This is a genomic window from Actinomyces acetigenes (assembly GCF_031296635.1).
Taxonomy (GTDB): Bacteria; Actinomycetota; Actinomycetes; order Actinomycetales; family Actinomycetaceae; genus Actinomyces; species Actinomyces acetigenes.
In genome coordinates, this window is sequence record NZ_JASPFC010000005.1 from 78,431 (window position 1) to 92,004 (window position 13,574).

Below are 13,574 nucleotides of genomic sequence, written 5' to 3' on the forward strand. Positions count from 1 at the left end.
GACCAGGAGAACCCCATGACAACCGACTCCACGCAAACGGGTGGCCCCCTGAGAGTCATGCTCGTTTACGGCACCCGCCCAGAGGCGATCAAGCTCGCCCCCCTGGTGGCCGCCATGCGCGACGACGAGCGTTTCAATCCGATCGTCGTCGTCACCGGGCAGCACCGTGAGATGCTCGACCAGGTGCACGAGTTCTTCGGAATCGTGCCCGACGACGACCTCGACATCCACTCGCCGGGACAGACCCTCACCCAGATCACCAACCGCTGTCTGCAAGGGGTGGGGCGGGCGATCGAGGCCCACCAGCCCGACACCGTCATCGTCCAGGGGGACACCACCTCCGCCTTCGCCGCCGCGCTGTCGGCCTTCTACCACGAGGTGCCAGTCCTCCACGTCGAGGCCGGCCTGCGCACCGGGGACATCTCCTCACCCTTCCCCGAGGAGGCCAACCGGCGGCTCATCAGCCAGGTGACCACGCTGCACCTGTGCCCCACCACCACCAGCCGGGACAACCTGCTGCGCGAGAACACCGACCCGCAGACCGTCAGCGTCACCGGCAACACGGTCATCGACGCGCTCCTGGTCGCCGTCGACCGCCGGATCCCGCCACCGGATGAGGAGCTGGCCGCAGCACTGAAGGACGCCTCCCGGCGAGTCGTGCTCGTCACCGCCCACCGCCGTGAGTCCTGGGGCGAGCCGATGCGGGCCATCGGCCGCGCCGTCGCGCGCCTGGCCGACAGGCATCCCGAGGTGCTCTTCGTGCTGCCGGTCCACCGCAACCCCAAGGTTCGCGAGGACCTCCTGCCTCAGATCGAGGGCCACGCCAACGTCATCTGGTGCGATCCGCTGGAGTACGGCGCCTTCTGCGCACTCATCGACCGCTGCGACGTCGTGCTCACCGACTCCGGCGGCGTCCAGGAGGAGGCCCCCGCGCTGTCCAAGCCCGTCCTGGTCATGCGGGACAACACCGAGCGTCCCGAGGCCGTCGCCTTCGGGGTCGCCGAGCTGGTCGGAACCGACGAGGAGCGCATCGTTGAGAGGGTCTCCACCCTGCTGACCGACGAGACGGCCTACACAGCCATGGCCCAGGCCGCCAACCCCTACGGCGACGGACACGCGTGCAAGCGCATCCTGGCCGCCACCGCAGCCCTGTTCGGCCGCGGTGTCCCCCTTCCCGAGTTCGAACCTGTTCCCACCTCATCGAAGGAGCGTTCATGATCCTCCCGACCCTTGTGTCTGCACGACGACGCCGCTGCGCACTGGCCGCCATCGCGGTGTGCCTGGGCAGCTCCATCGCCGCAGTGGGCCCTGCTCAGGCCGCCCCCACCGCTGGCGCGCAGCCTCCCGTGGCGGTCCAGGCCGCCGCGGCAAAGCCCGCCGGCGGGGCCCAGGCCAACGACGCCGACCCGGCCAAGAAACCGCTTCCGGCTCCGCCCGAGCCGGCCGCTGCGGCCAAGAAGGAGCTCCCCCTCAAGGGCAACAAGCAGGCAGACGTGGACCTCAACAAGCCCGCGCCCGCCGCGGGACAGGTCAAGATCCGTGACCTGAAGCAGAACGCGCCCGAGGTCCCTGCCGGCGCGGTGACCTTCTCCAACCAGGAGGCGGGGCCGGCATCGACCCTGGTCCTGTTCGACACCACCGGTGACTACGCCAAGCTGGGGGAGTACTACGCCCTGAGCATGGGCACCCTGGCCAGCCACTCCGGGACCGTGACGACCCTCCCGGTCAAGGACTACGTCGCCGGCCTGGCCGGTCGCTTCACCAACGTGGTCTACATCGGCTCCACCTACGACGAGCCCCTGCCGCGGGCCTTCATCGACGACACCCTGACCGGCAACATCCCGGTCATGTGGTCCGGCTTCAACATCTGGCAGCTGGCCAAGACCGACGCCGACCGCGCCGCCTTCACCCAGCGCTACGGCTGGGACGCCGCCACCTCCTACATCGACTCCACCGACCGGGTCACCAAGATCAGCTACAACGGCGCCTCCCTGAAGCGCAACGAGCTCAACACCGGTGGCATCATCGCCCCACACATCACCCGCGAGAAGGACGTCAAGGTCCTCGGGCGCGCCGAGTGCTCCAAGCCCGGCGGAGCGGCCACCGCCTGCGCCTCCATCGCCCAGTCCGGCACCAGCTCCTTCCCCTGGGCGGTCAGCTCCTCGGGAATGACCTTCATCGGTGAGATCCCCCTGACCTACCTGGGTGAGCAGGACCGCTACATCGCAGCCGCCGACATCCTCCTGGACTTCCTCCAGCCCGGTGCCCAGCAGTTCCGTCAGGCCGCTGTGCGCCTGGAGGACGTGACCCCGGACAGCGACCCCGAGGAGCTGCAGGCGATCGTCGACTACTTCTACAGCCAGAACGTGCCCTTCCAGATGGCCGTGGTGCCCAAGTACATCGACCCCAAGGGCACTGAGAACGACGGGAAGCCCAAGGAGCTCACTCTTGAGGACGCCCCGGAGCTGGTGGCCGTCATCCAGGACGCGGTGAACAAGGGCGGAACGATCGTTCAGCACGGCACCACTCACCAGTTCGGGACCCTGGACAACCCCTACAACGCCGTCTCCGCCGACGACTTCGAGTTCATCCGCTCGTGGTGCTCGGCCACCAACGACACCAAGGCCCCGGCCATCGACTGCCAGGACAAGTCCTTCGTCCAGATCGGGGGCGCCCTGCCCGGTACCTCCCAGGAATGGGCCTCCGAGCGCGTGGATCAGGGACGCCAGATCTTCGGGGATGTCGACCTGCCGACTCCGGAGATCTTCGAGACCCCGCACTACTCGGCCACCCGTGAGGCCTACTACGGAATCGGCGAGCACTACCCGGTGCGCTACGAGCGCGAGCTCCTCTACGCTGGCACCCTGACCAACACCCAGGCCGGTCCGTTCGACTACTACGGGCAGTTCTTCCCCTACGCGGTCAACGACCCCTACGGGGCCCACGTCCTGCCCGAGAACCTGGGCAACTTCGAGCCCAACGAGATCAACCAGCACCCGCCGCGCTTGGCTCAGGAGATCATCGACGCCGCCAAGCTCAACCTGGTCAACACTCACGCCACCGCCAGCTTCTTCTTCCACCCCTACTACCCGCTGGCCGAGCTGAAGAAGATCGTCGCCGGCATCAAGGCCGAGGGGTACACCTTCGTGCCGGCCTCGGAGCTGAGATGACCACGACGCCGACTGTGAGATTCAGCGGTCTCGGAATCACGGACATGAGACCGTTCGGTCGAAATGTCTCTCACAAGACTGGAATACTGCTTCCATGACATTCGAGACCAACCGCAGAAGGATGCTGGCGCTCCTGGGCACTGGAATTCTGGGAGCGTCAGTGTCCTCCTGCGGGCACGCGAACGTGACCCCGCCGGCCATGGGGGACGGGGCCACCACCCACCTGAGCCTTCACATCAGTGATGCTCAGGGCAACGCCCTCAACCTCGAGGCGCTGCGACGCATTCAGTCCAACGGCAAGGGCGAGGTCGGCTATGACGACGCGCTGCTGGATGCCAAGACCCTGGAGGTCATCGCCGTCGGCCCGCTCTACCAGGACGAGGGTGGTGTCATCGGCATCGATGTGCCCACCGGGCGTGAGTGCACTCTGACCATGTCGTGGCCGACCAGCCACGGGTACTCGGCACTCATGGCGGATCTGCCGGCTTCCGGCGAGCACGATCTCCTGGAGCTGGCGGCCCGAACCCTCCACGAGAGGCAGCCCGAGCGCCTCCAGCAGGCTACCGCGAAGGGCTTCAAGGGTGCTGACGAGGCGGGAAAGCTGCGCGCCTCCGCCCAGCAGTCCCTGGACGCCTGCTCCAAGGCCCAGTCCTGGACGGAGCGGGGCCGCCTGGCGAACTCCGCCCTGGAATCGGCCGCAGGGGCCCAGCTCTCCCTGGACCGGGCGCTGGCCGCTCAGGCGCCGCAGGACGCCGTCATCGGAGTGACCTTCACTCGGGTGCCCACGTCCGCGGAGGTTACCGCCGCGCTGGCCCCCAGCGGCCCCGGAGGCGGCAAGCGGAAGGTATCGGCCCGTCTCGTGATCGGTGACCCCAATGACGCCGAGGAGATGGCCGGCTGGCGTAGCACGGTGGAGGCCCTGCACGCGCAGGGCGGTCAGGCCCTGGCCCAGATCTGCGACTCCCACGACATGGTCTCCCTGACCGACTCCGCCTGGGACACGCGGGTCGACACCCTCATCAAGGCGCTTCCCAACGTCGACGCCTGGGAGGTTGGTAACGAGATCGGTGGGGACTGGTTGGGCGCCGGGCCGGTGGCCAAGGCCCAGCGAGCAGCTAAGGCTGTGCGTGAGCGCACCAGCGCCACGACGGTGCTGACCCTGTACTACCAGCTCGGGCAGGCGGACCCGGCGTACTCCCTGTTCAGCTATGCCGCCAAGGAGATCCCCGCATCGATCAGGGAGCTGGTTGACGTCGTGGGACTGTCCGTCTACCCCCAGCTCCATCCGCTGGGTACAGCAGCTGACCGGGTCCTGAGCACCTTGGAGGTCGCCTTCGCTTCCTCCCGGCTTGCCGTGACCGAGCTCGGGTACGGGGGCGAGGACCTCAACACCGGCCCCTGGTGGTTCGGCTCGGCCTCCGACCCCGCGGTGGCCCGCACCGCCGTCGCCGAGCATGTCACCGGCGCGGCACTGGGGCGATCCGATGCCTGGGGAGCCCCCTTCTGGTGGTACTACCTCGAGGACCAGGTCGGAACCCCTGGGGGTCAGGTGGCTCCGGCACTGGCCGCCGTCTCCACTGGTTTCTAGGGCACTGGGCTTGTAGGACACCGGGGCCGGTGGGCGATGCCTGTTCAGGCAGCGCCCACCTGCCCCTACCTCTGCGCCAGGACGAAGGGGTGGACCGCCGCTGCCCCCGCCTCACGTAGGAGGAAGGCCGACAGCGTGAGCGTCCAGCCGGAGTCGCTCCAGTCGTCCACGAGGACCACGACGCGCTCGCGCAGCTCTTCGAGGGCCTGAGTCGGCCACTCCTGGAGCGTCAGGCTTCGGGCCACCTGTGCCAGGCGAAATGCAGAGCCCACATCGTGCTGCGGCAGATCCTGACCGGCCAGACCCACGACGCCCAGGGCCTGCGCGCCCAGCCGTGTGGCCACGGCGTGCCCCAGCTGGCGGACCATGCCGGGGCGGGTGCGGGAGTCCACGACGACGACGGCCGGTGGCCGGCTCGGGCGGCTCACCCCGGCGGCGTCCTGCTCATTGCGGATGATCTCAGCGAGCCGGTCCACCGCCTCAAGCACCTGAGGCCTGATCACCACCGGGACCTCGCCGTCGGCGGCGGAGGACACCAGCTCGCGCAGCGCCACCGAGGTCCCCAACCCATCCAGCCTGCCCACCGCCAGCCCGGTCGCAGCCTGACGGTCGGCTCCGATGCGGCCCTTGAAGTGGCCCAGGCCCAGTCGATCCATCCCGGTAGGCCACTGGCGGCGTGCCCGCAGCTCGACCCCTGCGCGCCCCAGCGCCGCTCGGGCGGCACCGACCTGCTCCTGGTCGGGGGCGTCAGGCAGGTCCAGGCCCCCGCACAGGTCGCAGGCTCCGCAGCGCCATCCCGGCTCAAGCTGGGGGTCATCGAGCACCGACCTGAGGAAGGCCATCCGGCAGGGGGATGAGCCCTGCCCGGGGGCAGGAGCGGCCCCGAGACGCTCATAGGTGAGCATCGCCTCCTGCTCGGCCCGGCGCGCGGCCTCGACTCGCGCATAACGCTCGGCGTCGTAGCACCAGGGCCGGCCAGTGGACTCCCAACCGCCACGAACCCGGCGCACGGCGCCGTCAACATCAAGGACCTTGAGCGTGGACTCCAGCCGGCTGCGTCGCAACGAGGTCACCGTCTCCAGCACCGCTGTGGACGCCGCCCCACCGCCCGCGGCCCTGCGCTCCTCCAGGGCGTCCAGGACCACGCGAACCTGCTCCTCGGGCGGGAAGCCTTGCGAGCCGAACCACTCCCAGATGGCCCGGTCCTCCAGGCCGGGCAACAGGACCACCTCAGCCCGCTGCACACCACGACCGGCGCGACCCACCTGCTGGTAGTAGCTCACCGGTGAGGACGGAGCCCCCACGTGCACCACGAAGGCCAGGTCCGGCTTGTCGAAGCCCATCCCCAAAGCGGAGGTGGCCACCAGCGCCCTGACCCGGTTTGCCTTGAGGTCCTCCTCCAGGCGCTCGCGCTCGGCGGCGTCGGTCTGCCCCGTGTAGGCGGCCACCTCCGCACCTGCCACACGCAGGTACTCGGCGACCTCCTGCGCCGCCGAGACCGTCAGGCAGTAGACGATGCCGCTGCCGTGAGCACGGCGGATGTAGGCAGCCAGCCAGGCCAGGCGGGAGGCGGCATCCGGCAGCATCCTGACCCCCAGGTGGAGAGAGTCGCGCTCCAGGGACCCCCGCAGCACCAGGACCTGCTCGCCGCCTGCCCCGCCTTCCTCCAGGGACGCCCCCAGCTGTTCAGCGACGTCGGCGCTGACCCGGTGATTCGCGGTCGCCGTCGTCGCCAGAACCGGGGTGCGCGGCGGCAGGCCGGCCAGCAGGGTGCCGATGCGCCGGTAGTCGGGGCGAAAGTCATGGCCCCAGTCCGAGATGCAGTGGGCCTCGTCAATGACCACCAGTGCGGCGCTGGCAGCCAGATGGGGGAGCACCTCATCGCGGAAGACCGGGTTGTTGAGACGCTCCGGGGAGACCAGCAGGACATCGACCTCACCGGCGGCCACCTGGGCCTGAATCTCATCCCACTGGGTGACGTTGGCCGAGTTCATGGTCACGGCCCGGATCCCGGCGCGGCCTGCGGCGGCGACCTGGTCGCGCATGAGGGCCAGCAGCGGAGAGATGATGACGCTGGCCCCGGTGCCGGAGCGCGCACCGGGGGAGGGCGGCGGGACGCCCGGACGCCAGGCTCCCCAGCCCTCTCGCAGCAGGACCGTCGCCACGAAGTACACCGCCGACTTGCCCCACCCGGTGCGCTGGACCACCAGCGCGCGGCGGCGTGCGATGACAAGCGCCTCGATCGCCCGCCACTGGTCCTCACGCAGGTGCGCGTCGCTGCGACCAACGAGCTCGCGCAGGACGGCCTCGGCGCGCTCGCGAACAGGGCCGCCCATCCCTGGGGATCCCGATGTCATGGTCGTCTGAGACATGCTGCAACGCTAACGCCGGCCGCTGACTTCCACTGCCGACTACCGGGTTCCACTGACGTCCATCGACGTGTCTGCGCGGCTGCGGCTGTCGACACAGGTTCCGGGACCGGTGCGGCCAGACACCGTTTGAAGAGTGACTCACAACATACAGGTACCTGCCACAACTCCTTGACCAAAATCGGAAGGTGCCTGTAGTTTTGATGTCGTCAAGATACAACAGGCACCTTCTGAAGTGCGGTGCCGCACTGTCCGCGACGGCCGCGCGAACCGGTGTCGACGGGAACGCCAGCAGATCCGCACGGGTGCCTTCACGAGTCAGGAGAAGCTCATGAATCCCAAGAGCATCAGGAACACCGAGCCGAGCACCACCTCACACGACACTCAACACGGCGCCTATCAAGGCGCTGAGACGGAGACCGATATGACGAACAGCTCCCACCCCCATGTTTCCAAGGCCGCTGACGGTGCAGCCTTGTCGCAGCACCCGCAGCGGGCCTCCCTTCACGAACGATTCCGGCGCTTGCAGCACCTCATGCGCCGCAACCGCATGACGGCGCATCGCGACGGCCCCTTCGCCGACATCACGCGCGGCCGCGGCCGGGTTCTGGCCGCCCTGCGCATGCAGAGCCCGATCCCCACCCGAGACCTGGCCTTCCTCCTCGATATCCGCCAGCAGTCCCTCAACGAGCTTCTCAAGAAGCTCCAGACCGATGGCCTCATCGAGCGCAGGCCCAGTCAGGAGGATCGTCGGGTCATGGTCGTCCACCTCACCGAGGCCGGTCGCAGTACGCCACTGAGCGGGCCCAGAGCCGACTACCTCGAGTCTCTGACCGATGAGGAGGTCTCCACCTTGGCTCGGCTTCTCGACAAGATCATCGACTCCCTGGAGACTCAGCTCGGGCCGGATGAGGACGGTGAGTGCGGGCCGCGCTTCGCCGGCGCCCGTCGTCGCATGGGCGAGGAGCGCTTCGAGGCCATGATGCGCATGCGCGAGCACGGTTTCGGCCCCTTCGGCCCCGGTCCCGCATTCGCTCCGGGTTACGGCCCCGCCTTCGGCCCGGAGGTCGACGACGTCGACCCATCAGCGGACTGTGGCAGGCGACGTAGGCGGGCGGGCCACGGTGGGCCGCGCCGCGGGGGACGTCCCCGTCAAGGCGGCGACGCTCTTCTTGGAGAGGATTATCCCGAGCGTGGGGACCGTAGGTTCAGAGCCGGTCGTGCACGGCGCACCCCTGGGGCAGGCATGGACTTCCCCGGCTTCACCGACCACGACTGCTGAAGCCCCAGCATCATCGCCGATGCACTTGGATACCCTTGGCCCATGGACCTCCTCATCATCGCCGTGCTGGGCATTCTGGCCATTGCGGCGGCCTCTCAGCTCAGCGACCGCATCGGGGTCGCCCCGGCGCTGATCCTCCTGGCGGGTGGGACAGCGGTGGGCTTCCTGCCCTTCATCCCGGCGATCGAGCTGGACCCCCAGGTGGTCCTGGAAGGAGTCCTTCCCCCGCTGCTGTTCTCCACGGCGGTGAGCATCTCCACCATCAACTTCCGCCGCGAGCTCGTCCCGGTGGCGGTGCTGGCCATCCTGCTGGTGCCCCTGTCCGCCGCGGTGATCGGCGCGGTCCTCACCCTCCTGGTCCCGGGGCTCTCTCTGGCCTGGGCCATCGCCATGGGAGCGATCCTCAGCCCCACCGACGCCGTGGCCATCTCCATCGCCCGCCGGCTGGGAGTCTCCCAACGCATCATCACCGTCCTGGAAGGGGAAGGACTGCTCAACGACGCCACCGCACTGGTGGTCCTGTCCTCCGCCGTCTCCGCGGCAACATCCGGCGGCGTCAGTGTCGGAGGCGTACTGGGCGGCTTCGCCCTGGCGGTCCTCGTGGCCCTGGGGGCGGGCTGGCTCGTCGGCGAGGCGAGTCTGCGGGTGCGCTCCCACATCACCGACCCCACCGTGGACACGGTCGTGTCCTTCACCGTGCCCTTCCTCGCGGCGATCCCGGCCGAGCACATGCACGGCTCGGGCCTCGTGGCAGCCGTTGTCGCCGGGCTTATCACCGGCCACCGCGGCCCCCGGATGCTGCCACCCGCCCACCGGGTAGCCTCACGGACCAACTGGCACACCGTCGAGCTCACCCTGGAAGGACTCATCTTCCTGGTCATGGGGCTGGAGTTCTTCGGCATCGTGGAGAAGGTCGGCGCCTCAGCTCTCGGTGTTGTCCGGGCCATCGCGGTCGCTGTCATCGCTGGGGCGCTGACCGTCGTCATCCGGGCGCTCGTGGTGACACCTATGCTCAAGCTCCTCAGCCACCGGACCGCGCGCTGGGCGATCCACTGGCAGGAGAACGCGGAGGCCATCCACCAGTTCCAGAATCGATGCTCGGCCATCGTGCGTGGAGAGGCCGAGATGCCCCCGGTTCCCTGGGACCGGCGCCCCTTCGCGCAGGTCCAGCGCAAGCTCCGCCAAGCGACCAACCACGAGAGCATCGCCCGGCGCGCACGCAGCCTCTCCAGCCGGGTCAGACGCCGAGGCGCCGACCTGGACTACTTCGCAGCCGAGCCCCTGGGCACACGCGAGGGCGCCGTCATCGTCTGGGCGGGAATGCGCGGCGCCATCACCCTGGCAGCCGCCCAGACCCTGCCGATCACAGCGCCTCACTACTCCTTCCTCCTCCTGGTGGCCATGCTCGTGGCCGCCGGATCACTGACGATCCAAGGACTTTCGCTGCCCGCACTGGTCCGCGTCGTCAGACCCGCCATGGCCGGCCCCGCCGACGAGGAGGAGAAGGCCGCCGTCATCTCGCTGCTGGTCAACGCCGCCCGCGACGTCGCCTCCGTCGGTACTCACGGCGCCGCACCCACCGGTGCCGCAGGCCCCGACGCCTCGGGCGCTCAAACGACGACGAGCACTCCCGGGCTGGACAAGGTCTCACCGACTGCCCCCGACCCCGAGAACAACGAGAGCCTCAGCCCCACCACTGAGCAGCACGGCCTCGTACGCAGGCAGGGCAACGACGTCGTCGTCTCGCCAGCAGCCGTCGCCAAGGCCTGGGCCGACCCCACCTGGCGCCACGACGACCTCGCCCCCATGCGAGAACGAGCCCTGGACATAATCCGAGCCCAGCGCGAAGCCCTTCTCGACGCCGGCGACGAGGGCCTCTACTCGGCCGACTCCCTGGAGCACGCCCTGAACCGCCTCGACTTTCAGGAGATCATGCTCACCAGCGAGCCGCACTGACAACGCCCTCAAGCAGGACGCTGCGACCGCCGCCCTCAGTGCCGAGAGCACTGTGCTGTCCCCTCATTTCTGAGACATGTGAGTGTCGTGGCTTCTGAGGCACTCGCTCGGGCGGGAACCCGGGGCAGGCAGTGGTCCTGGAGACGAGGGTGGCCGCGTAGGCCGGCGTCGTGTTCGTACCTTATGCCTCGCGTTCGGGGGTTCAGGGTACGAACTCGCGACCTACCCTACGAACGCGAGGCGCTCACCCAAGGGTGAGCCCGGAGGCCGGGGCTGAGCTGGTCAGGCGTGGTGCGTAGCACGGTCCTCCGGCAAGCCGCCCAACCGGTGTCTCAGAAGTCATGAGACAGCACATCGGTGCCGCGCGCACCGCCGGACGGGCGGCCCAACCGCTGGAGCGGACTGAGCCGTAGACTCCAGGCGTGAACGCGAACCTGCCCCTGAGACCGGACCTGGAGGGCGAGACCCCCTACGGGGCCCCCGAGATCGACGTCCCCGTGCGGCTGAACGTCAACGAGAACCCCTACCCGCCCTCGGCCACGGTCATCGAGTCGATCGCCACCGCCGTGGCTCAGGCCGCCCAGGGGCTCAACCGCTACCCGGAGCGGGACTTCCCCCGGCTGCGGGCCGCGCTCGCGGACTATCTCGAGGCCGAGTCCGGTGCGCATCTGACCCCTGAACAGATCTGGGCGGCCAACGGCTCCAACGAGGTCATGCTCCATGTGCTCCAGGCCTTCGGAGGCCCCGGGCGCACCTGCCTGACCTTCACCCCCACCTACTCGATGTACCCCGAGTACGCCCGCGACACCCTGACCGACTACGCGACGCGACCGCGCCGCAAGGACTTCACCCTCGACGTCGACGCCGCGGTGAGCGCGATCAACGAGCTTCGGCCGGCCGTCGTCGTCCTGGCCAGCCCCAACAACCCGACCGGAACCGCCCTGCCGCTGGAGGACATCAAGCGGATCCTGGAGGCGGCCCGCGGCCACGGTCCCATACTCGGAGCCGAGATCGGCTCGCCCGCCCGGGCCAGCGACTGCGTCGTCATCATCGACGAGGCCTACGCCGAGTTCCGCCGTCCAGGCGTGCCCAGCGCCCTGGAGCTGGTGGGGCCGGCCCACCCGCACCTGGCCGTCACCCGCACCATGTCCAAAGCCTTCGGTGCCGCCGGCCTGCGCCTGGGCTACCTGGCCGCCGACCGCGCCCTGGTAGACGCCCTGCGCGTCGTGCGCCTGCCGTATCACCTCTCCGCCGTCACCCAGGCCGCGGCCCTGGCCGCCCTGTCCCACCGCGACGAGCTCATGGCTCAGGTGGCCTCCCTGCGCGATGAGCGCGATGCCTTCGTCGAGTGGCTGCGAGCCCAGGGACTGGTCGCGCACGAATCAGACGCCAACTTCGTCCTGTTCGGCCCGTTCCCCGACCGCGAGGCCGTCTGGCAGGCCCTGCTCGACGCCGGGGTCCTCATCCGCGTCGTCGGCCCCGAGGGCTTCCTGCGGGCCAGTATCGGCACGCCCGACGAGATGGCACGCCTGCGCACCGCCCTGACCGCAGCCGTCGGCGGATGACAAGGATGCCGGCAGCGATCAGCGCCTAGGACCGGTAGGGTTGCTATCGATTAAGTCACCTATGAACCACTGTGCTGAAAAAGCACGACACCCGATGCTGAGGAAGCACCTATGAGCCGTACCGCGCGCATTGAGCGAGCCACGAGTGAGTCAAGCGTCGTCGTCGAGATCAACCTCGATGGCACGGGCCAGACCGACATCTCCACCACCGTCCCCTTCTACGACCACATGCTCACCGCTCTGGGGCGCCACTCGCTCATCGATCTGACAGTGCGCGCCACCGGTGACACCGAGATCGACGTGCACCACACCGTGGAGGACACCGCCATCTGCATCGGTGAGGCCCTGCGCGTGGCGCTGGGGGACAAGCGCGGTATCCGCCGCTTCGGTGAGGCCAGCGTCCCCCTGGACGAGGCCCTGGCCCATGCCGTCGTCGATATCTCCGGGCGCCCCTACCTGGTGCACGAGGGGGAGACCGAGGCCTTCGTCCACCACCTCATCGGCGGCCACTTCACCGGTTCCATGGTGCGTCACGTGCTGGAGGCCATCGCCTACCACGCCGGCATCTGCCTGCACGTGCGGGTCCTGTCCGGGCGCGATCCCCACCACATCGCCGAGGCCGAGTTCAAGGCGCTGGCGCGCGCCCTGCGCGCCGCCGTGGAGGACGACCCCCGCGTCGAGACCATCCCATCCACGAAGGGAAGCCTGTGATGGACCAGACCCCCCGGCCCGACGAGAGCCATGACGACCACCAGGACCACCAGCGCGACCTGGATGCCGAGTTCGCCGCCCTCATGGGCGACGTGGAGATCCCCGACGACCTCTCGGCCGAAGACCTGGGGGCTGTGCAGGAGGCCGACAGCGAACCGGGCCGGCGGACCCTGGCGGGGGATGACTCCGTATCGGCCGGCTCCGCGGGGCAGAGCGGACCAGCAGACGTCAGGCCCGGCGACGTCCCCCACAACACCTACCATCCCCTGAACGGGAGACAGGGCGGAGCGGAGGACACCGAGGGCCCGTCCCGGCTCACCGATGCCCAGGAGGCGCAGATCGCCGCCGCGGCCGACTCCCTGAGCTCCTACGTGCCCGGTCAGTCCGAGGACCAGGCTCCCCGGGCGGTCAAGGTCGCCGTCGTCATGACGCCGCTGAACCGGGCCGACGGCTTGGCCGGAATGTGCTCCCTGCTGGACCTCGACTGCACCGTGGTGCCCTCCTCCAGCGGGGCCTTCGCGGTCAAGCAGTTCGTCTCCGCCCACTCGGACTGGGACGTGGCTGAGCTGCTCGGCGGCTCCGACTCCGAGCCCGCAGAGGCCGCGGAGCTGGCCGCCCAGCTCTCCCGCCTGTCACGGGCCGGGGCGGTCCTCATGACCGCCGACCTGGCCACCGACGTCGGTATCGAGTCCGGCCTGTCCGGGACGATCACCGCCCGCCACTTCACCAACGGTCAGCCCGGCGAGGAGGCGTCGGCGGGGCTCCTGCTGTCCTCCATGGACCAGGTCGTCGAGGACATCCTCCTGGGAGTCATCAACGCCGACGACGTCCCCGGAGCGGTGAAGTCCTCCGAGATCCAGGCGCCCCGGGCAATGCGCTGGTTCGGACGCGGCCTGCGCCGTCCCCCGCAGTGACGTCACCGGCGCGCGCCGC

The 13,574-nt window shown here is 69.3% G+C and carries 9 protein-coding genes; 8 read left to right on the forward strand and 1 reads right to left on the reverse strand.

Going from position 1 to position 13,574, the window contains the following annotated elements:
• Positions 1-15: 15 nt before the first annotated feature.
• The 3 genes from wecB (at position 16) to RIV14_RS03175 (ending at position 4,758) form a co-directional block, all read left to right on the forward strand.
• Entirely contained in the window at positions 16-1,218 is a 1,203-nt protein-coding gene (wecB, locus tag RIV14_RS03165; protein WP_075372730.1) for a non-hydrolyzing UDP-N-acetylglucosamine 2-epimerase, read from the forward strand.
• On the forward strand, positions 1,215-3,170 hold the full coding sequence (locus tag RIV14_RS03170) for a DUF2334 domain-containing protein (protein ID WP_075372729.1): 1,956 nt from the start codon (positions 1,215-1,217) through the stop codon (positions 3,168-3,170). The genes wecB and RIV14_RS03170 overlap by 4 nt, the downstream gene beginning before the upstream one ends.
• Positions 3,171-3,264: 94 nt before the next feature.
• Positions 3,265-4,758 carry a Tat pathway signal sequence gene (locus RIV14_RS03175; protein ID WP_075372728.1) on the forward strand — a complete coding sequence of 498 codons (1,494 nt, stop codon included), beginning with the start codon at positions 3,265-3,267 and terminating at the stop codon, positions 4,756-4,758.
• A gap of 65 nt (positions 4,759-4,823) precedes the next feature.
• On the opposite strand, the gene RIV14_RS03180 is transcribed toward RIV14_RS03175, so the two are convergent.
• The gene (locus RIV14_RS03180; RefSeq protein ID WP_075372727.1) at positions 4,824-7,130 is read right to left on the reverse strand and encodes a RecQ family ATP-dependent DNA helicase; all 2,307 of its coding nucleotides are present in this window, start codon (positions 7,128-7,130) and stop codon (positions 4,824-4,826) included.
• 328 nt (positions 7,131-7,458) lie between these two features.
• Between RIV14_RS03180 and RIV14_RS03185 the strand changes: the two genes are divergently transcribed.
• The 5 genes from RIV14_RS03185 (at position 7,459) to RIV14_RS03205 (ending at position 13,555) form a co-directional block, all read left to right on the forward strand.
• Positions 7,459-8,409 (forward strand): MarR family winged helix-turn-helix transcriptional regulator, encoded by a 951-nt coding sequence (locus RIV14_RS03185; RefSeq protein ID WP_075372726.1) that lies wholly within the window; start codon positions 7,459-7,461, stop codon positions 8,407-8,409.
• Between the two features lie 42 nt (positions 8,410-8,451).
• The gene (locus RIV14_RS03190; RefSeq protein WP_075372725.1) at positions 8,452-10,365 is read left to right on the forward strand and encodes a cation:proton antiporter; all 1,914 of its coding nucleotides are present in this window, start codon (positions 8,452-8,454) and stop codon (positions 10,363-10,365) included.
• A 422-nt stretch (positions 10,366-10,787) separates the two neighbouring features.
• Complete coding sequence (locus tag RIV14_RS03195) at positions 10,788-11,930, forward strand: histidinol-phosphate transaminase (protein ID WP_075372724.1); 1,143 nt, start codon at positions 10,788-10,790, stop codon at positions 11,928-11,930.
• A gap of 111 nt (positions 11,931-12,041) precedes the next feature.
• Complete coding sequence (gene hisB / locus RIV14_RS03200; protein ID WP_070662245.1) at positions 12,042-12,641, forward strand: imidazoleglycerol-phosphate dehydratase HisB; 600 nt, start codon at positions 12,042-12,044, stop codon at positions 12,639-12,641.
• Positions 12,641-13,555: a hypothetical protein gene (locus tag RIV14_RS03205; RefSeq protein ID WP_178387880.1), complete on the forward strand. Its 915-nt coding sequence runs from the start codon at positions 12,641-12,643 to the stop codon at positions 13,553-13,555. Before hisB ends, RIV14_RS03205 begins: the two co-directional genes overlap by 1 nt.
• Positions 13,556-13,574: the final 19 nt, after the last annotated feature.

What these genes read in the sequence shown, in the direction of transcription:
- RIV14_RS03190 (WP_075372725.1), top strand. Translation starts at nt 8,452, where the DNA reads ATGGACCTCCTCATCATCGCCGTGCTGGGCATTCTGGCCATTGCGGCG.
- wecB (WP_075372730.1), top strand. Translation starts at nt 16, where the DNA reads ATGACAACCGACTCCACGCAAACGGGTGGCCCCCTGAGAGTCATGCTC.
- RIV14_RS03170 (WP_075372729.1), top strand. Translation starts at nt 1,215, where the DNA reads ATGATCCTCCCGACCCTTGTGTCTGCACGACGACGCCGCTGCGCACTG.
- RIV14_RS03205 (WP_178387880.1), top strand. Translation starts at nt 12,641, where the DNA reads ATGGACCAGACCCCCCGGCCCGACGAGAGCCATGACGACCACCAGGAC.
- hisB (WP_070662245.1), top strand. Translation starts at nt 12,042, where the DNA reads ATGAGCCGTACCGCGCGCATTGAGCGAGCCACGAGTGAGTCAAGCGTC.
- RIV14_RS03180 (WP_075372727.1), bottom strand. Translation starts at nt 7,130, where the DNA reads ATGTCTCAGACGACCATGACATCGGGATCCCCAGGGATGGGCGGCCCT.
- RIV14_RS03175 (WP_075372728.1), top strand. Translation starts at nt 3,265, where the DNA reads ATGACATTCGAGACCAACCGCAGAAGGATGCTGGCGCTCCTGGGCACT.
- RIV14_RS03185 (WP_075372726.1), top strand. Translation starts at nt 7,459, where the DNA reads ATGAATCCCAAGAGCATCAGGAACACCGAGCCGAGCACCACCTCACAC.